15 protein-coding genes and 1 pseudogene are annotated in these 18,295 nt (G+C 67.2%); 10 read left to right on the forward strand and 6 right to left on the reverse strand.

Translation table 11 applies throughout. The annotated features are described in order from the left end of the window. The first annotated feature begins 61 nt into the window (after positions 1-61). Positions 62-1,314: pseudogene (locus tag G6N57_RS11925) on the forward strand (IS30 family transposase). A gap of 62 nt (positions 1,315-1,376) precedes the next feature. On the opposite strand, the gene G6N57_RS11930 reads toward G6N57_RS11925, so the two are convergent. Further along, positions 1,377-2,240: an LLM class flavin-dependent oxidoreductase gene (locus G6N57_RS11930; protein WP_077742698.1), complete on the reverse strand. Its 864-nt coding sequence runs from the start codon at positions 2,238-2,240 to the stop codon at positions 1,377-1,379. Positions 2,241-2,301: 61 nt separating this feature from the next. Here G6N57_RS11930 and G6N57_RS11935 point away from each other — a divergent pair, with 61 nt between their 5' ends. Beyond that, positions 2,302-3,489: an MFS transporter gene (locus G6N57_RS11935; RefSeq protein WP_407665967.1), complete on the forward strand. Its 1,188-nt coding sequence runs from the start codon at positions 2,302-2,304 to the stop codon at positions 3,487-3,489. Here G6N57_RS11935 and G6N57_RS11940 read toward each other — a convergent pair. Continuing rightward, complete coding sequence (locus G6N57_RS11940) at positions 3,473-4,744, reverse strand: diiron oxygenase (protein WP_077742700.1); 1,272 nt, start codon at positions 4,742-4,744, stop codon at positions 3,473-3,475. The genes G6N57_RS11935 and G6N57_RS11940 overlap by 17 nt on opposite strands. Positions 4,745-4,868: 124 nt before the next feature. Here G6N57_RS11940 and cobF point away from each other — a divergent pair, with 124 nt between their 5' ends. Together cobF and G6N57_RS11950 are read left to right on the forward strand one after the other, a co-directional pair. Further along, complete coding sequence (cobF, locus tag G6N57_RS11945) at positions 4,869-5,627, forward strand: precorrin-6A synthase (deacetylating) (protein ID WP_077742701.1); 759 nt, start codon at positions 4,869-4,871, stop codon at positions 5,625-5,627. 6 nt (positions 5,628-5,633) lie between these two features. After that, positions 5,634-6,017, forward strand: coding sequence for a phage holin family protein (locus G6N57_RS11950; protein ID WP_036447798.1), 384 nt, complete (start codon positions 5,634-5,636; stop codon positions 6,015-6,017). On the opposite strand, the gene G6N57_RS11955 is transcribed toward G6N57_RS11950, so the two are convergent. After that, positions 5,988-7,733: an FUSC family protein gene (locus G6N57_RS11955; protein ID WP_077742702.1), complete on the reverse strand. Its 1,746-nt coding sequence runs from the start codon at positions 7,731-7,733 to the stop codon at positions 5,988-5,990. The two genes, G6N57_RS11950 and G6N57_RS11955, sit on opposite strands and share 30 nt — an antisense overlap. Before the next feature lie 40 nt (positions 7,734-7,773). Between G6N57_RS11955 and G6N57_RS11960 the strand changes: the two genes are divergently transcribed. Continuing rightward, entirely contained in the window at positions 7,774-8,628 is an 855-nt protein-coding gene (locus G6N57_RS11960; protein WP_077742703.1) for an Fpg/Nei family DNA glycosylase, read from the forward strand. Positions 8,629-8,672: 44 nt separating this feature from the next. Continuing rightward, the gene (locus G6N57_RS11965) at positions 8,673-9,422 is read left to right on the forward strand and encodes an SDR family oxidoreductase (protein WP_077742704.1); all 750 of its coding nucleotides are present in this window, start codon (positions 8,673-8,675) and stop codon (positions 9,420-9,422) included. A gap of 333 nt (positions 9,423-9,755) precedes the next feature. Here G6N57_RS11965 and G6N57_RS32210 read toward each other — a convergent pair whose 3' ends face one another. Next, positions 9,756-9,881 carry a hypothetical protein gene (locus G6N57_RS32210; RefSeq protein WP_268951060.1) on the reverse strand — a complete coding sequence of 42 codons (126 nt, stop codon included), beginning with the start codon at positions 9,879-9,881 and terminating at the stop codon, positions 9,756-9,758. On the opposite strand from G6N57_RS32210, the gene G6N57_RS11970 reads away from it, so the two are divergent. Further along, entirely contained in the window at positions 9,880-10,293 is a 414-nt protein-coding gene (locus G6N57_RS11970; RefSeq protein WP_234815772.1) for a hypothetical protein, read from the forward strand. The genes G6N57_RS32210 and G6N57_RS11970 overlap by 2 nt on opposite strands. Before the next feature lie 6 nt (positions 10,294-10,299). Here the strand turns inward: G6N57_RS11970 and pgi are convergent, their stop codons facing one another. Next, complete coding sequence (pgi, locus tag G6N57_RS11975; protein ID WP_077742705.1) at positions 10,300-11,949, reverse strand: glucose-6-phosphate isomerase; 1,650 nt, start codon at positions 11,947-11,949, stop codon at positions 10,300-10,302. Positions 11,950-11,999: 50 nt separating this feature from the next. Here pgi and G6N57_RS11980 point away from each other — a divergent pair, with 50 nt between their 5' ends. Further along, positions 12,000-13,448, forward strand: a complete 1,449-nt coding sequence (locus G6N57_RS11980; RefSeq protein WP_077742706.1) for an NAD-dependent succinate-semialdehyde dehydrogenase — start codon at positions 12,000-12,002, stop codon at positions 13,446-13,448. A 32-nt stretch (positions 13,449-13,480) separates the two neighbouring features. Further along, positions 13,481-15,538, forward strand: coding sequence for an SGNH/GDSL hydrolase family protein (locus G6N57_RS11985; protein WP_174814477.1), 2,058 nt, complete (start codon positions 13,481-13,483; stop codon positions 15,536-15,538). Positions 15,539-15,541: 3 nt separating this feature from the next. Here the strand turns inward: G6N57_RS11985 and G6N57_RS11990 are convergent, their stop codons facing one another. Beyond that, positions 15,542-15,835 (reverse strand): chorismate mutase, encoded by a 294-nt coding sequence (locus tag G6N57_RS11990; RefSeq protein ID WP_372514707.1) that lies wholly within the window; start codon positions 15,833-15,835, stop codon positions 15,542-15,544. A gap of 19 nt (positions 15,836-15,854) precedes the next feature. On the opposite strand from G6N57_RS11990, the gene pcrA reads away from it, so the two are divergent. Further along, the gene (gene pcrA, locus G6N57_RS11995) at positions 15,855-18,191 is read left to right on the forward strand and encodes a DNA helicase PcrA (RefSeq protein ID WP_077742708.1); all 2,337 of its coding nucleotides are present in this window, start codon (positions 15,855-15,857) and stop codon (positions 18,189-18,191) included. Positions 18,192-18,295: the final 104 nt, after the last annotated feature.

The raw sequence follows: 18,295 nt of genomic DNA on the forward strand, positions 1-18,295 counted from the left end.
TTGACCGGCCCTTGAGTTCAAGGGGTCTACGCAACACACCTTCTGATTTGAGGAGTGTTGCATGGCTCGGGGTTCGTTCCAGTCGAGAAAGCGGTTGTTTTGGGAGCGGGTCCGCGAAGGCCTGTTGCCCGGGGATGCCGGTGTGGCCGTCGGCGTGTCAGCGACCTGTGGACGGCGGTGGTTTCGTCAAGCTGGCGGGGTGAAACCGCACGTGAGTAAGCCTTCGGGCACCGGTGCGCGTCGACGGTTGAGTTTGCAGGAGCGCATCGAGATCCAAGCCGGCGTCCACGCCGACGAATCGCTGCGTTCCATCGGTCGACGGCTGGGCCGACCGGCCTCGACGATCAAACGCGAGATCGACGAGAACACCGAACTGCGCACCCGCAAGAATCCACACAAATCGGGGTATCGACGCAAGCATGCCTTCGGGGCTCAACAGAGTGGAGCCTCGGCGAAAGTGGTCTACCGCGCGTTGTCTGCCCACGACCGATCCGCTGATCGGGCCAGGCGACCCAAACAACGCCGCCTGGCGCGCAATGACAGGTTGCGTCAGCAGGTGCAGAGTCGATTGAGTTGCGGCACAGCCCGGCGCAGATCGCCCAGCGGCTGCGCATCGACTTTCCCGACGATCCGGAGATGTGGGTGTCACACGAAGCCATTTACCAGGCGATCTACGTGCAGGGACGGGGTTCGTTACGCCGAGAACTGCACCAGTGTCTGCGAACAAAACGGGCAATACGACGACCTCAACATCAGCCCGGAACTCGACGCAGCCGCATCCCGGACATGATCAACATCAGCCAACGCCCACCGGAGGTGGCCGACCGCGCAGTGCCCGGGCATTGGGAAGGCGATCTCATCATGGGCAGCACCGCCTCAGGCTCGGCGATCGGCACCCTGGTCGAACGCAGCACCCGGTTCGTGATGCTGCTGCACCTGCCCGACGACCACAGCGCCGAAAGTGTGCAAAACGCCATCGTCGCCAAGATCACCCAGCTGCCCGCGCACCTGCGCCGCTCGTTGACCTGGGATCAGGGCATTGAGATGTCCAACCACCGTGCCATCGCCAAAGCCACCGATCTCGACATCTACTTCTGCGATCCACATTCACCCTGGCAACGTGGCAGCAACGAGAACACCAACGGGCTACTGCGCCAATACTTCCCCAAAAGCACTGACCTGTCGGTCTACGGCGAGCACTACCTCGACTACGTCGCAGCCGAACTCAACGGCCGACCCCGCAAAACCCTTGAATGGAAAACCCCGGCCGAAGCACTCAACGAACTACTCTCAAAACCACCAGCTGTTGCGTAGACCGCTTGAAACCACCGCCTCAGCCACGACCCAGGAGTGGAAAACGGCGTGACGAAAACCCGCTAGACCTTGGCGATGACGTTCTCGGCGAACTTCTCCAGATGGCGGATCTTGCGGTCGAGCGGCTCGGGGTCGTCGCCCATGATGTAGGGCAGGCGGAAGCCCACGATCACATCGGTCACGCCCTTGTCCTCTAGTCGTTTGATGCCGTCGGCCGTGTACGCGTCGGCCGAGATGACGTGAACCTCGAACGGGCCGGTCTGGCCCTCCTCCGCCCGGATCTCGTTCAGCCGCTTGAGGAGGACGTCGAGATCGTCGGTGCCGCCGCCGTGCATCCAGCCGTCGTTGCGGGCCGCGCGTCGCAGGGCCGCCTCGGCGTGTCCACCGACGAGGATGGACACCGGTTTCGACGGTGCCGGGGTCATCTTGGTCTTGGGGATGTCGTAGAACTCACCGTGGTACTCGAAGTAATCACCGCTGGTCAGTCCGCGGATGATGTCGATGCATTCGTCCATGCGCTTGCCGCGCCGCGCGAACGGCACACCCATCAGCTCGTAATCCTCGGGCCACGGGCTGGTGCCGACCCCGAGCCCCAGCCGGTTGTCGAACAGCGCGTTGAGCGAGCCGACCTGTTTGGCCACCAGGGCCGGCGGGCGGATCGGCAGCTTGAGGACGAAGAAGTTGAACTTGAGCGTGGTGGTGGCCGCGCACAGCGCCGAGGCCATCACGAAGGCCTCGATGAATGGCTTGCCGTCGAGGAACTCCCGGTTGCCGTCCGGGGTGTACGGGTACTTCGAATCGGATTCGAATGGGTAGGCGACGCTGTCGGCAATGGTCATGGCGTGATAGCCGGCCGCCTCGGCGGCCTGGGCCAGCGGGATGTAGTAGGTGGGATCGGTCATGGCTTCGGCGTAGGTGAACCGCATGCCGTACACACTAGAACGTGTTCTAGTTCTGTGGGGCGGATCGGGCAGGCATGATGACCGGGTGCCCGCCTGGCTGACCCGCAACGTCCGGGTGCTGTCTGCCGTGTCCTTCCTGCAGGACGCTGCGAGTGAACTCCTCTATCCGCTGCTGCCGATCTATCTGACCGCCGTGCTGGGTGCCCCGCCCGCGGTGGTCGGGGCGGTGGAGGGAGCTGCCGAAGGCGCCGCGGCGATGACGAAGCTGGCGGCGGGCCCACTCGGCGACCGATTCTCCAAACGCCCCCTGATCGCCACCGGCTACGGCATGGCGGCCCTGGGCAAGGTGATGGTCGCCGCCGCGAGTGCGTGGTCGGGTGTGCTCGCCGGCCGCGTGGTGGACCGGCTCGGCAAGGGCATTCGCGGCGCGCCGCGCGACGCGCTGCTGGTCGCCGGTATCGATGACGCCGCCCGCGGCCGGGTCTTCGGATTCCACCGGGCCATGGACACCATGGGCGCCGTCGTGGGCCCCCTGCTGGGGCTGGCGGCCTACGAAATGCTCGACCACCAGATCGCCCTGCTGCTGTGGGTGGCCGTGGTGCCCGCGGTGCTCAGCGTCGCGCTGGTCTTCCTGGTCTCCGAAAAGGGAAGGGCGAAGCGACCTTCGGATCCGGTCACACAGCGCCAGCCGGTCTTCGCCCATGTGAAGGATCTGCCCGGACGGTACTGGCGCGTGACGGCCGTGCTGGTGGCGTTCGGTCTGGTGAACTTTCCCGACGCACTGCTGTTGTTGCGGCTCAACGAGATCGGCTTCTCGGTCGTCGAGGTGATCCTGGCCTATGTCACCTACAACGCCGTCTACGCCCTGGCCAGCTTCCCGGCCGGATTGCTGGCCGACCGGATCGGCCGTCTACCGGTGTTCGGCCTCGGCCTGGTGTTCTTCGCAATCGGCTACGCCGGACTGGGGCTGACCACCGACCCGCTGGTGGCCTGGCTGCTGATCGGGTCCTACGGACTGTTCACGGGCTGCACCGACGGGGTCAGCAAGGCCTGGGTGTCCTCGTTGGTCGGCTCCGGGCTGCAAGGCAGTGCGCAAGGAGTGTTCCAGGGCCTCAGCGGATTTGCCGTGCTGGGCGCCGGGATATGGGCCGGGCTGCTCTGGACTGTGGGTCCAGGCCAGCCCGGCCAACTGCCGTTGCTGATCTCCGGCATCGCCGGGGCGGTGTTCGCGGCCGGCTTGCTCGGCCGCTCGGTGCTTACCCGGCGGCGCTGACTTCCACCTCGTCGAGTTCGAACGGCGGCGCACCGATGCCGGCGATCGTGTGCGTGCCCTGTGAGGTGCGTTCGGTGATGCGGGCGTCGACGGTGCGGGCTCCGATGCTGAGCCGCACGGGCCCGGCCGCGACGGTGCTCGGGGCATCGAGAATCGTTCCGCGCCAGTGATACTGGCCGTCGATCGGGTCGAGGTGGCCGGTCAGCCGCACATGGACCCGACGATCGCCGTCACCGTTGTCGAGGATGGCGTACCCGTCGTACACCTCTTCGGTGACGCCCTCCCCGGAGGCTGCCGCCTCCCCGGCGCCGGCTGCCGGCGCCTGCGGTGCCTTGGCGGGCAGGAACCCGGACCGCCGCCACATGCGCCTGCCGATGCGGCCCATCAGCCCGACCTCTTCGAGGAAGGCGGCCAGCGGGGCGAACCCGGAGATCTGTACCTCGCGACGGTGGGCGCTGGCCCGCGCGATCCGGCGGGCAGCGCGGGCGTTCAGGCCGACGCGTGCGTACTGGACCTTGTTGGTGAACAGGTACCGGAAGAAGTACCCGCCGACGCCGTTGAGGTTGGCCACCCACGCCCGCTTGTACCAGCGCATCGACGGAGTGCGCTGACGCAGGCCATCACGGGCGAACTGGATGTGCCGGGCCTCCTCGGTGACGTGAATGCGCATGAGGCGCTGCACCATTGGCTGCAGCTCGGGGTCGTCCATCATCTGCCGTTGCAGCGAGTCGAAGATCTCCTCGCCGACCAGCGCTGCCACCCACAGCACCGAACCGCGGAAGAAGAACGGCAGCGTGTTGATGATCATCCGCTGATACAGCCGCGGCCGCACCGGCTTGGCCCCGATCTTGTCGATGGCCTTGCCGAACATCACCATGTGGCGGGTCTCGTCGCCGAGTTCGGTGAGCTCGTAGTGCGTGGAGTTAGAAGTCGGGTCCTGGTGCATCATCTTGCGCAGCAGAGCCTGGTTGAGGATGTTCTCGAACCAGATGCCCGCCGACAGCGTGTTCGCCAGTTCCTGGCGTGACAGCTCGATCTGCTCCTCGCGGGACATGCTGTCCCACAAAGGGGTTCCGTACAGCGACACGATCCTCGGTGGCAGGAAGAACTTGTCCGGATCGATCGGCGCCTGCCAGTCGATGTCCACCACCGGCGCGTACGACTTGCGAACCGAGCCCTTCAGCAGGCGTTCGGAGAATGCGTCCCGCCGCTCCGCGTGGGCCGAGCCTCCGCCGGGTCTGACCGAAGTTGTCACCGTTGACGTTCCCTTCGTTTGTGGTCCCCCTCACTCCGACGGTAGGTACCGACAATGTGTGATGTCAATACCCCGGGTACCGGATACTTCGGGTACCCGGTTTCGGTTCGGTTAACCTTCGACAGTGCGTCGCATCCACGTCATCGGAATCGGGGCCGGTGATCCGGACTTCGTCACCGCACAGGCTATTTCCGCGCTCAACGACACGCAGGTGTTTTTCGCGATGGACAAGGGTCCGCGTCGAGGCGCGGCCGATGACCTGGTCGCGGTGCGCAAGCAGATCTGCGATCGGTACATCACCGAACCCGGCTACCGCTTCGTCGAACTGGTCGATCCGCCGCGCGCCGCGGCCGGCGACGCACCGGGCTATCGGCAGGTCGTGGCGGATTGGCACGCCGAACGGGCCCGGATCTGGGCGGCGGCCATCGAGACCGAACTCGGGCCCGACGGCACCGGGGCGTTTCTGGCCTGGGGGGATCCGTCGCTGTACGACAGCACGCTGCGCATCCTGGAAAAAGTGGCCGAGTACCTCGACATCCAATACGACGTCATTCCCGGCATCACCGCCATCCAGGTGCTGACCGCCCGGCATCGCATCCCGCTCAACGACGTCGGCGAACCGGTGCTGATCACCACCGGGCGCCAGTTGCGCGAGCACGGACTGACCGGCAGTGCCGTGGTGATGCTCGACGCCGACTGCTCGTTTCAGCAGTGCCCGCCGCAGACCCGGATCTGGTGGGGCGCCTACCTCGGCACGCCCGACGAGTTGCTGTATGCGGGAACGGTCGGGGAGATCGGCGATGAAATCGTTGCTGCGCGTGCCGAAGCGAGGACGCGCCACGGCTGGATCATGGACACGTACCTGCTGCGCTCGGCAGACTAGACCGCCATGAGCTCATTTCTCCTGCGCGCCGCGATAACCGGATTCGCGCTCTGGGTGGTCACTCTCGTCGTGCCGGGGATCTACTTCATCGGAGGTGACACGACCGTCGCCAGGGTCGGCATCATCTTCTTCGTCGCGGTCATCTTCGGTCTGGTCAACGCGTTCATCAAGCCGATCGTGCAGATCCTGTCGATCCCGCTGTACATCCTCACGCTCGGCCTGATCCACATCGTGATCAATGCGCTGATGCTGTGGATCACGTCGTGGATCACCGACAACACCACGGGTTGGGGTCTGCACATCGACCAGTTCTGGTGGACCGCGATCTGGGCGGCCATCGTGCTGTCGCTGGTCAGCTGGCTACTGTCGTTCGTCAAGGCTCTCGCGTAGGGCCGTCGCCTGTTCCCGGAGCGCGGCCGCGGTGTCCGCGGCCGCCTCGGCGCCTGACTCCGTGTCGCGGTCACGCTCGGCGCCCCAGCAGGCCGCCAAGGTGCGGTAGGCGAGTTGTTCGGTGGCCACGACAGTCGGCCACATGCGTTCGGCCCCAAGGCGTTGCGAGGCTGAACCACCGACACCCGCGTCGTAGGCCGGTAGCAGTTCCATGGCCCGCAGCTGCAGATCTCGCCGGTCGGTACGCGCCGCCGGGGAGGTGGCATCGTCGGCCGCCAGGTGCGGCAGAGTGGCGGTGATCGCGTCGAGCGTGGCGGTGACGGCCGTGCGCAGGCCGGTCGGGTGGCGCAGACGTTGGGTGGACCAGTAGACCGCCAGGGCCACCGCGCAGCCGATCAGGGTGTCGCTGCCACGCGTGAGCAGCAGTTCGCCGAGATCCTCGACGGGCTGACCGCCGGACGCGATGGTGAGTGCGGCGGGGGTGATGAACACGACGGCCAGGGTGTAGTTGCGCATCACGTACATCTCGATGATGAATTGCAGCGTGCCGATCACCAGGGCCAGCCACAGGCCCTGCGGATGCAGGGCGAGGATCGCACCGGCGACGCCGAGGCCGAGCCAGGTGCCCAGCGTCCGCTCCACGCCCCGGGCCACGGTGCGCTGCCAGTCGAATCCTTGGTGCAACATCAGCACCGCGGCGGCCATCGCCCAATAGGCGTGCGTCATCGTCAGGGCCTGGGAGACCAGCACGGCGATGACACCGGAGATCGCGACCGCGATCCCGACCCGCGCCGCCAGTTGTAGTGACACCGAACCCGGCGTCACTGCCCGGCGCAACAATTGCAACGCGCTGGGCCTGCCGAGCGGAATCCCTTCGGCGCCATGCTCATCGGTGACCGCGTCGGCAGGCACGGTGGCCAGATGCCGGGCCAGGGCCGCGCCGTCGTATGCCGGCGGCTCGCCGGAGTCGGCGGCGCGCATGGCTTCGGCGAACAGCACGTGCAGGCGCCGGTTGACGACCCGCAGCCGGTACAGCGCCTGGTCGGGTTTGGGCTGTACCGGTTGATAGGTGACCAGGGTGACCCACGCAGTGTGCAGCAGGAGTGCCGCTTTGTGCCGGGTCTCGGCCGCAGGGTTCTCGATGTAGTCGGCGACGGCGGCGGCCGCCGCGGCCACCGCAGCCTTCTCGGGCCCGCGGGGCCGGATCAACGCGCCGGACATGTGCACCAGCCAGGCGAACGCCCCACCGGCCAGGACGAGGGCGGCGTGATGGCCCGGGCTGAGGTGCAGCGTCGCCGGGGTGCCGGTGCCCGCCGCGCAGGCCAGCACCACCATGTAGGCCCCGGGCGGGCCGATGCTCAGGGCGTGGCAGACCAGGGTCGCGACCACGGCGATCACGGTCACGGTGAGTACGCCCAGCCACGGTGTCGACGACGCCCAGTCGCCGAGCGCCACCGCCGCGGCGAAGCACACCGCGACCACGCCGAGGTACGCGCCGCGATTCAGGTACGGCCGGCCGCTGCCGTACAGCGACGTGAATCCGCCGATGGTGGCGATCAATCCGGCCGTGGTGTCGCCGGCCAGCCAGCCCACCAGAACGGGTACGGCCATGCAGATTCCGGCGCGCAACGCGAACGGCCACCGGCGCGGCACGCTGTTGAGCACGAAGATGTTGCGTATCGGGTTGGTCGCTCTGGGAGCAGGCCGGTCGGACATGTCTACAGCATGCTCGGCGTTTCGCTGACACACTGGAGCCATGCCTGAACTGCCCGAAGTCGAGGCGCTGGCCGATCATCTGCGCCGGCATGCGACCGGCCGGGAGGTCACCCGGATCGACGTATCCGCGTTGTCGGTGCTCAAGACGTTCGATCCACCGACGACGGCGTTGCACGGCCAGACCGTGACCGGCGCGAACCGCTGGGGCAAGTACCTCGGTCTCGAGGTCGGTCCCTGGCACCTGATCACGCATCTGTCCCGGGCCGGTTGGCTGCGTTGGTCGGACAAGTTGGCGCCGACGCCGCTCAAGCCGGGCAAGGGGCCGATCGCGCTGCGGGTGCACCTGGGGGAGGGGGTCGGCTTCGACCTCACCGAGGCCGGGACGCAGAAGCGGTTGGCGGTGTGGGTGGTCGCCGATCCGCTCGATGTACCGCAGATCGCGTCGCTGGGACCTGATGCGCTGTCGCTGGATTCGGCCGGACTGGCCGGCGTGTTGGCGGGCAATTCCGGGCGGATCAAGACGGTGATCACCGACCAGAAGGTGATCGCCGGGATCGGCAACGCCTACAGCGACGAGATCCTTCACGTGGCCAAGCTGTCTCCGTTCGCCACCGCAGGCAAGCTGACCGACGCTCAACTCGGCGCGTTGCACGACGCGATGATCTCGGTGCTCACCGACGCGGTGACGCGTTCGGTGGGGCAGCAGGCCGCGACGCTCAAGGGGGAGAAGCGGTCCGGCCTGCGCGTGCATGCCCGTACCGGGCTGCCGTGCCCGGTATGCGGGGACACCGTGCGGGAGGTGTCTTTCGCCGACAAGTCGTTCCAGTACTGCCCGACGTGCCAGACCGGCGGCAAGGTGCTGGCCGACCGGCGGATGTCGCGCCTGCTGAAGTAGCGGCCGCGTTTTTGACAGTTGTCTAACTCGGTTATCCTGCAGCGATGACCCGTCAGAAGATCCTCATCACCGGTGCCAGCTCCGGACTGGGAGCGGGCATGGCCCGCCAATTCGCGGCCAAGGGCCGGGACCTGGCGCTGTGTGCCCGCCGCACCGAGCGGCTCGACGAGCTCAAGGCCGAGCTGGCCGACCGCCACCCCTACATCAAGGTCGCGGTGGCGGCGCTGGACGTCAATGACCATGAGGCCGTGCCGCGGGTGTTCGGCGAGCTGTCCGAGGAACTCGGCGGTATCGATCGGGTGATCGTCAACGCCGGCATCGGCAAGGGTTGGCCGTTGGGCGAGGGCAAGCCGTGGGCGAACAAGGCCACCATCGAAACCAATCTGATCGCCGGGTTGGTGCAGATCGAGACGGCGCTTGAGATGTTCAAGAAGTCCGGCGCCGGCCACCTGGTGTTGATCTCGTCGGTGCTGGGCAACACCGGTGTGCCCGGCGGCAAGGCCGCCTACTGCGCGTCGAAGGCCGGCATGACCTCGCTCGGTGAGTCGCTGCGCGCCGAATACGACAAGGGGCCGATCCGGGTGACCGTCATCGAGCCGGGCTACATCGAGTCGGAGATGACCGCCAAGTCGGCGACCACCATGCTGATGGTCGACAACGAGACCGGTGTGCGCGCGATGGTCGAGGCCATCGAGAAGGAGAAGGGCCGTGCGGTCGTGCCGCGTTGGCCGTGGGCGCCGCTGACCCAGGTGATGCGGTTGCTGCCGCCGAAGTACACCAAGCGCTTCGCGTAGTCGCAGGTGTCGCACCGGCTGGACTTTCCTGCGGCGGATTTCCGGGGTCGATGTGCCCGCCTGTGAGCGACTTTTCAGCGACAATCGCCACCTGAGCAACATCGGTATCACCAAACACATTGTCGCCGGCGGATTTCGGTACATGTGCACCATTGGCCTCACCGGTCACTTCAGTCCAGTGCCCGGCTACTAGCGACACTGTCGCTGACAGGTGGGCACTGAGAAATCTGGTGCTGATGAGGCTGAACCTCACTGCTGTCACGCAAGTACTGATCGATGCTGTGGTCAGTGTGGCCCACGGTGTTTATGGGGCGATTGTCGCTGAAAAGTCGCTCACAGGCGGGCAGATTCGTACACCGTTCCGGCGCGCGACACACCGAGCAGCCGCGGCCAGGCCACCCGCATGCACACCTGGGCCCGGGTTTCAGCACCGGGCGAACCTGGGTAGCCCACCTTCATGACCTCAAGACTGATTGCCTCGATGTTCTTTGCAGGCGCTGCGGCTGGGGCGGTCGCATTCGCTCCCGCCGCCGTGGCTGATCCTCCGCCGCCGCCCCCGTGCGCGAATGCCGACGGGACGCCGTGTGCCGACATGGGCACCGCAGGCCCCGGTGGGGCCAGCGGCCAGATTCCGGGTGGCCCGGGCGGGACCGCGGGCCCGGGCGGGGCCAGCGGCTCGATTCCGTACGGCCCTGAAGGCGCGGCGGGTCCTGGCGGCGCGACGGGTGAGATCCCCTACGGCCCCGGTGGCACCGCAGGCCCCGGTGGGGCCAGTGGTCAGATTCCTTACGGCCCCGGCGGCTCCGCGGGTCCTGGCGGCGCCAGTGGCTGTATCCCGAATGTGGGCTGCGCGACGATCCCTGGTCCGTAGGTAGCGCTAGGCCGAGCGCCCGCGTTCGGTCCGGTACCGGCGCACCAATGCATCGGTCGACGAGTCCGACTGCTTGGCAGGTGATTCCGGTTCGGTGATCACCGGCAGCAGCGCCTTGGCCTGGGTCTTGCCCAGCTCGACGCCCCACTGATCGAAGGAGTCGATCCCCCACACCACTCCCTCGGTGAACACCTGGTGTTCGTAGAGGGCGATGAGCTGGCCCACCACCGACGGCGTCAACCTGGTTGCCAGGATTGACGTCGTCGGTCGGTTGCCGGGCATCACCTTGTGCGGTACCACGGCGGCTGGAGTGTTTTCTGCCGCAATGGCTTCGGCGGTCTTGCCGAAGGCCAGCACCTGGGTCTGGGCGAAGAAGTTGCTCATCAGCAGGTCGTGCATGCTGCCCGTGCCATCGGCGGTCGGCAGATCGTCGGTGGGCTCCGAGAAACCGATGAAGTCGGCGGGAACCAATCGGGTGCCCTGGTGCAGCAACTGATAGAACGCGTGCTGGCCGTTGGTGCCGGGCTCGCCCCAAAAAATCTCGCCGGTATCGGTACTCACGGCGGAGCCGTCCGCGCGCACCGACTTCCCGTTGGATTCCATGGTCAACTGCTGCAAATACGCCGCGAACCGGGACAGGTCGTTGGAGTAGGGCAGCACCGCACGTGATTGTGCGCCAAAGAAATTCGAGTACCACAGTCCGATCAGCCCCAGCAGCGCCGGCGCGTTCTCGGCCAGCGGCGCGGTGCGGAAGTGCTCGTCGACCAGGTGGAAACCCGACAGGAACTCGGCGAAGCGCTCCCGGCCGATCACGGCCATCACCGACAGCCCGATCGCCGAGTCCACCGAGTACCGCCCGCCGACCCAGTCCCAGAAGCCGAACATGTTGTCGGTGTCGATGCCGAACTCCTGCACCAGCTTCGCGTTGGTGGACACGGCGACGAAGTGCTTGGCCACCGCGTCCTCGCCGAGCGCATCGACCAGCCAGCGGCGCGCGGCCGTGGCGTTGGTGAGTGTCTCGAGGGTGGAGAACGTCTTGGACGCGACGATGAAAAGCGTTGTGGCCGGGTCCAGATCAGCCAGCGTCGCCACCAGGTCGGCAGGGTCGACGTTGGACACGAAGCGGGCGCTGATCCCGGCGTCGGCGTAGTGGCGCAGCGCGTCGTACACCATCACCGGGCCGAGGTCCGAACCGCCGATGCCGATGTTCACCACGGTCTTGATGCGCTCGCCGGTGGCGCCGGACCATTCGCCGCTGCGCAGCCGGTCGGTGAACCCGCCCATGCGGTCGAGCACCTCGTGGACGTCGGCCACCACGTTCTGGCCGTCGACGGTCAATGACGCGTCGGCAGGCAACCGCAACGCGGTGTGCAGCACGGCGCGATCCTCGGAGGTGTTGATGTGCTCTCCGGCGAACATCGCGTCACGGCGGGCCTCCAGCCCGGCGGCCCGCGCCAGATCCGCCAGCAGTTCCAGGGTCTTCCGGGTGATGCGGTGCTTGCTGTAGTCGATATAGAGGTCGCCGACGGTCAGCGCGAGTTCGGTACCGCGGTGAGGATCCTCGGCGAACAGGTCTGTCAGATGAATGTCGCGGACCGCGTCGTAGTGCTTCGACAATGCCTGCCATGCGGGGGTTGCGGTGATGTCAGCACTCATTCCGCTGACCTTAGTGCGGCGGTGGGTTGAAGGGTGTACATGATGGATGTATGGCCATTGAAGACTTGATTTCATCCGTGCCCACGGGTCTGTGGATCGGTGGTGAGGAACGCCAGGCCGCTTCGACGTTCAATGTGCTGGATCCCAGCGACGATCAGGTGTTGGCCACGGTGGCCGACGCGACCGCCGCCGATGCCGTCGCCGCATTGGACGCCGCATGCGCGGTCCAGGCCGAGTGGGCCGCGACCGCGCCGCGTAAACGCGGCGAGATCCTGCGCTCGGTGTTCGAGAAGATCACCGAACGCGCCGACGACATCGCCGCGCTGATGACTCTCGAGATGGGCAAGGTGCTCGCCGAGAGCAAGGGCGAGGTCGCCTACGGCGCCGAGTTCTTCCGCTGGTTCTCCGAGGAGGCGGTACGCATCGCGGGCCGCTTCACCCCGGCGCCGGCGGGCACCGGGCGCATCCTCGTCACCAAACAGGCCGTCGGCCCGTGCTACGCCATCACGCCGTGGAACTTCCCGCTGGCCATGGGCACCCGCAAGATGGGTCCGGCCTTCGCCGCGGGTTGCACGATGATCGTCAAACCCGCCCAGGAAACTCCGCTGACCATGCTGCTGCTGGCCAAGCTGATGGACGAGGCCGGCCTGCCCAAGGGTGTGCTCTCGGTGCTGCCGACCAGCAACCCAGGCGCGGTGACTTCGGCGTTGGTCGACGACGGCCGGCTGCGCAAGCTGACCTTCACCGGCTCGACCGGGGTGGGCAAGGCGCTGGTGAAGCAGTCGGCCGACAAGCTGCTGCGCACCTCGATGGAACTCGGCGGCAACGCTCCCTTCATCGTGTTCGACGATGCCGACGTCGACGCCGCGGTCGACGGCGCGATCCTGGCCAAGATGCGCAACGGCGGTGAGGCCTGCACCGCGGCCAACCGGTTCCACGTCGCCAACTCGGTGCGCGAGGAGTTCACCGACAAGCTCGTCAAGCGGATGAGCGAGTTCACCCTCGGCAAAGGCATCGACCCCACCTCCACGTTGGGCCCACTGATCAATTCCAAGCAGGTCTCCACCGTCACCGAACTGGTCTCCGACGCGGTGTCGCGGGGTGCGACGGTGGCGGTCGGCGGCGTCGCTCCGGGCGGGCCGGGCAACTTCTACCCGGCCACCGTGCTGGCCGATGTGCCCGCCGACGCGCGCATTCTCAAGGAGGAGATCTTCGGTCCCGTCGCCCCGATCACCGGCTTCGACACCGAGGACGAAGGTGTGGCTGCCGCCAACAACACCGAATACGGCTTGGCGGCTTACGTTTACACGCAGTCGCTGGACCGTGCGTTGCGGGTGGCCGAGGGGATCCAGTCCGGCATGGTCGGCATCAACCGCGGTGTCATCTCCGATGCGGCCGCGCCGTTCGGCGGCATCAAGGAATCCGGCTTCGGCCGTGAGGGCGGCATCGAGGGCATCGACGAGTACCTCGACACGAAATATATTGCGCTAACCCGTTAGCGCTCCGTCGCGCCTTCCCGGCTCGGCGCCCGATGCCCCCTAAACTCTGGGGCTCGGACGCCAAGACGGGAGGGCATGACGTGACTGCGGCGCCAGTCCGTGCTGCCAGCCGGCGTCGGCGTGCCTCGATCCGGCGCGACATCCCCGCACTCGATGGCATCCGTGCCATCGCCGTGGCTCTGGTGCTGGCCGGCCACGGCGGAGTGCCGGGTGTGGCCGGGGGATTCATCGGCGTCGACGTCTTCTTCGTGCTGAGCGGATTCCTGATCACCTCGCTGCTGCTCGACGAGTACCGGCGCACCGAGCGCATCGATCTCAAGGGGTTCTGGATCCGCCGGGCCAAACGCCTGTTGCCCGCCATGGTGCTGATGACCCTGGCCGTGGTGATCGCCCGTCCGTTGTTCTCCTCGGATGCGGTGACCTCGCTTCGCGAGGACGCGGTGGCGGCGTTCTTCTGGATGGCGAACTGGGTGTTCGTCGCCGCCGACACCGACTACTTCAGTCAGGGCAGTCCTCCGTCACCGTTGCAGCACACCTGGTCGCTGGCGGTCGAGGAGCAGTACTACGTGATCTGGCCGCTGCTGGTGCTGGCTGCCGCACTGCTGGTGCGGCGCCGCTCGACCGGCGCTGTCCGCCTCGTGGTGTTCGTGCTCGCGGTGCTCGGAGTCGTCGCCTCGGCCGCGGCGTCGATCTGGATGTCCGGTGATCCCGCCGAACTCAACCGCGTGTACTTCGGCACCGACACCCGGGCCCAGGCCCTGCTGCTGGGTGCCGCGGCCGCAGCTCTGCTGGTGCGTGACTGGTCGGCGCTGACGATGTCGGGCACGTTGATCCGGGCCCGGTGGCGACGCTGGATCGCCTGGATCCTGCCGGTGGTCGGGGTGGCCGTGCTGGCATTGGCCGCGCATTTCGCGACCGGCAGCGCCGACGAGTTTCACCACGGCCTGCTGATCGTGGTGGCCCTGGGCGCGGTGCTCGTCGTCGCACCCGTCGCGCTGGATCAGGACGGCTGGGTGGCCCGGGTCCTGGCCTGGTACCCGCTCGTCACCCTCGGCGTCATCTCCTACGGCGTCTACCTCTGGCACTGGCCGATCTTCCAGATCCTCAACGGCGAGCGCACCGGCCTCGAGGGCTGGTCGCTGCTGGCGCTGCGGTGCGCGGTGACGATCGCCGTGTCATGGGTGTCGTGGTGGGCGATCGAGCAGCCGGTCCGGCACTGGCGCCCACAGCACGTCCCGATGCTGCGGTTGGCCGCCGCCACGGTGGCCACCGCCGCGGTCGTGACGATGACGGTCGTCCCGGTCGGGGTGCCGACCCGGCCTGCGGGCCCGGACGTTCTGGCCGCGGCGGCGTCCGAGCAGGATGTCGGCGCCGAGCGGGCGGTTCCGGTGGGTCCCGCGCCGGCGCTGCCTCCCGGCACACGGTCGATCGCGGTGTTCGGCGACTCGGTGGCCTGGACGCTGATGCGATACCTGCCCGCCACGCCCGGTTTTCACTTCAGCGACTACACGACGATCGGCTGCGGTATCGCGCGGGGCGGCCCGTACCGGTCGGCCGGGGAGACGCTGAATCAGAAGCCCGAGTGCGATTCCTGGCCGGAGCGCTGGGCCCAGCGGATCGCCCATGACCGGCCCGAGACCGTGTTGTTGATGATCGGGCGCTGGGAGGTCGTCGACCGCACCTGGCGTGGCCGGTGGACCCACATCGGTAACGAGGCCTACGACGCCTATCTCAAGGGTGAGCTGCAGCGCGCGCTGGACATCCTGAGCTCGACCGGGGCGCGCGTGGTGGTGACCACGGCGCCCTACAACCGGCGCGGTGAGCGCTCGGACGGCACCCTGTATCCGGAGGATCAGCCCGGCCGGGTGCAGGCCTGGAACTCCATGTTGCGGACGGTGGTCGGGCAGCGGCCCAACGTGTCGGTGCTGGACTTCAACGCCAAGCTCAACCCGGACGGCAAGTACACCGCGAAGATCAACGGGGTCCGGATGCGCAGCGACGGCGTGCACCCGACGTCCGAAGCCGTGCAGTGGCTGACGCCGTGGCTGCTGGATTCGCTGAAGACGCCCGCGCCGCCCCCGGGCCGGTAGGTGTTAGTGGCCCAGCCGGCCGCGGCCGAGTTGCAGCAGCAGGATGGCCAGGTCTTTGCCCTCGGGGCCCAGCACGCTGTAGCGCTCGATGACCTGCATCTCACGGCTGTGCACCAGGCGGGTGCCGCCGGAGGCCATCCGGGCTTTGCCGATCAGCTTGGAGACCTCGGCGCGGCGCTGGACTGCGGCGAGGATGGTGGCGTCGAGTTCGTCGATCTCCCGACGCAGGTCATCGATCTCAGGCACAAGCTGATAGTCCCAGTCGGCCCGTGCCAGCGCAAAACTGTCCCCGCTCAGCGGTAAGTTTGAACGCAAGATGACCACTTCCCCCGTCGCCCCCACAGTTGCTGCAGATGTTGATGAACTTCTTGACGGCTTGAACCCTCAGCAGCGCCAGGCGGTGCTGCACCAAGGGTCGCCGCTGTTGATCGTCGCGGGTGCGGGGTCGGGCAAGACAGCGGTGCTGACCAGGCGTATCGCCTATCTGCTGGCCGCGCGTGACGTCGGGGTCGGGCAGATCCTGGCCATCACGTTCACCAACAAGGCCGCCGCCGAGATGCGGGAGAGGGTGGTCGGGCTGGTGGGCCCGCGGGCCCGCAACATGTGGGTGTCGACCTTCCACTCCACGTGTGTGCGGATCCTGCGCAACCAGGCTTCGCTGCTGCCGGGGCTGAACTCCAACTTCTCGATCTACGACTCCGACGATTCCCGGCGCCTGCTGATGATGATCGGCAAGGACATGGGGCTGGACACCAAGCGGTACTCGCCGCGGCTGCTGGCCAACGGCATCTCCAACCTGAAGAACGAGCTGATCGGTCCGGAGCAGGCGGCGGCCGAGGCCTCGGAGGCCGCCGAGGAGATGGCAGGCATCATCGCCCAGGTCTACGGCGAGTATCAGCGCCGGTTGCGTGCGGCCAACGCGCTGGACTTCGATGACCTGATCGGCGAGACGGTCGGGATTCTGCAGGCCTTCCCGCAGATCGCCCAGTACTACCGCCGCCGGTTCCGCCACATCCTGGTCGACGAGTATCAGGACACCAACCACGCGCAGTACGTTCTGGTGCGTGAGTTGGTGGGTCACCATCTCGACGAGAACGAGGGCGTGGCGGCGTCCGAACTGTGTGTGGTGGGTGACGCCGACCAGTCCATCTACGCGTTCCGCGGCGCGACCATCCGCAACATCGAGGATTTCGAGCGCGACTACCCGGACGCGACGACGATCCTGCTCGAACAGAACTACCGCTCCACCCAGACCATCCTGAACGCGGCCAACTCGGTGATCGCCCGCAACACGGGCCGTCGCGAGAAGCGGCTGTGGACCGAGGAGGGTGAGGGCGAGCTGATCGTCGGCTATGTCGCCGACAACGAGCACGACGAGGCCCGCTTCGTGGCCGAGGAGATCGACGCCCTCGCCGACAGCGAAGGCCTCAAATACGGTGACGTCGCGGTGTTCTACCGCACCAACAACTCCTCGCGTGCGCTGGAGGAGGTGTTCATCCGCGCCGGCATCCCGTACAAGGTCGTGGGCGGCGTGCGGTTCTACGAGCGCCGCGAGATCCGCGACATCGTGGCCTACCTGCGGGTGCTGGACAACCCGGGTGACTCGGTGAGCATGCGTCGCATCCTCAACACGCCGCGCCGCGGCATCGGCGACCGGGCCGAGGCCTGCGTCGCGGTGTACGCCGAGAACACCGGGGCCAGCTTCAACGATGCGCTGCAGGCCGCCGCCGAGGGCCGGGTGCCGATGCTCAACACCCGCTCGGAGAAGGCCATCGCGAGCTTCGTGGAGATGCTGGACCAGTTGCGGGCCAAGCTCGACGACGAGTTGGGCGACCTGGTCGAGGCCGTGCTGGAGCGGACGGGCTACCGCCGTGAGCTCGAGGCCTCCAGTGACCCGCAGGATCTGGCCCGGTTGGACAACCTCAACGAATTGGTCAGCGTCGCACACGAATTCAGTACCGACCTGGCCAATGCCCGGGCACTGGCCGAGCAGGGCGAGGGTGAGCCGGTCGACGAGGACATCCCGGACACCGGGGTGCTGGCCCAGTTCCTGGAGCGGGTGTCGCTGGTGGCCGACGCTGACGAGATCCCCGAAGACGGTGCGGGCGTGGTGACGATGATGACGTTGCACACCGCGAAGGGGCTGGAGTTCCCGGCGGTGTTCGTCACCGGCTGGGAGGACGGCATGTTCCCGCACATGCGGGCGCTCGGAGATCCCAACGAGTTGTCCGAGGAGCGCCGGCTGGCGTACGTCGGCATCACCCGGGCGCGCAAGCGGCTGTATCTGTCGCGGGCCAAGGTGCGGTCGTCGTGGGGGCAGCCCATGCTCAACCCGGAATCGCGGTTCCTGCGCGAGATTCCAGAGGACTTGATCAACTGGCGGCGCATCGAGCAGCCGTCGTCGATGAGTGCGCCGGTCGGAAATGCCGGCCGGTACGGGACCCCGCGGCCGTCGCCGTCACGTCCTGTGCCCGCCCGCAACCGTCCGGTGATCACGCTGGAGCCGGGGGACCGGGTCACCCACGACAAGTATGGCCTGGGCCGCGTCGAGGAAGTCTCGGGTGTGGGCGAATCCGCGATGTCACTGATCGACTTCGGCAGTGCCGGCCGGGTGAAGCTGATGCACAACCACGCTCCGGTGCAGAAGCTCTAGGCGGGGCGGCTGCGTCAAAACTTTGACGAATTTCTGGCAGACACATTCACCCAACACGCATACCCAAGCCACGTCGCTCCGAGACGGCCGTAGTCGCCTGGCGA

The sequence above is a fragment of the Mycolicibacterium boenickei genome (assembly GCF_010731295.1).
In the GTDB taxonomy this organism is placed as follows: domain Bacteria; phylum Actinomycetota; class Actinomycetes; order Mycobacteriales; family Mycobacteriaceae; genus Mycobacterium; species Mycobacterium boenickei.

Excerpts from the sequence above, each read along its gene's own strand:
- G6N57_RS11930 (WP_077742698.1), bottom strand. The coding sequence starts at position 2,240 with ATGCGGTTCACCTACGCCGAAGCCATGACCGATCCCACCTACTACATC.
- G6N57_RS11950 (WP_036447798.1), top strand. The coding sequence starts at position 5,634 with ATGAGCTCATTTCTCCTGCGCGCCGCGATAACCGGATTCGCGCTCTGG.
- G6N57_RS11955 (WP_077742702.1), bottom strand. The coding sequence starts at position 7,733 with ATGTCCGACCGGCCTGCTCCCAGAGCGACCAACCCGATACGCAACATC.
- G6N57_RS11960 (WP_077742703.1), top strand. The coding sequence starts at position 7,774 with ATGCCTGAACTGCCCGAAGTCGAGGCGCTGGCCGATCATCTGCGCCGG.
- G6N57_RS11965 (WP_077742704.1), top strand. The coding sequence starts at position 8,673 with ATGACCCGTCAGAAGATCCTCATCACCGGTGCCAGCTCCGGACTGGGA.
- G6N57_RS11970 (WP_234815772.1), top strand. The coding sequence starts at position 9,880 with ATGACCTCAAGACTGATTGCCTCGATGTTCTTTGCAGGCGCTGCGGCT.
- G6N57_RS32210 (WP_268951060.1), bottom strand. The coding sequence starts at position 9,881 with ATGAAGGTGGGCTACCCAGGTTCGCCCGGTGCTGAAACCCGGGCCCAG.
- pgi (WP_077742705.1), bottom strand. The coding sequence starts at position 11,949 with ATGAGTGCTGACATCACCGCAACCCCCGCATGGCAGGCATTGTCGAAG.
- G6N57_RS11980 (WP_077742706.1), top strand. The coding sequence starts at position 12,000 with ATGGCCATTGAAGACTTGATTTCATCCGTGCCCACGGGTCTGTGGATC.
- G6N57_RS11985 (WP_174814477.1), top strand. The coding sequence starts at position 13,481 with ATGCCCCCTAAACTCTGGGGCTCGGACGCCAAGACGGGAGGGCATGAC.
- pcrA (WP_077742708.1), top strand. The coding sequence starts at position 15,855 with ATGACCACTTCCCCCGTCGCCCCCACAGTTGCTGCAGATGTTGATGAA.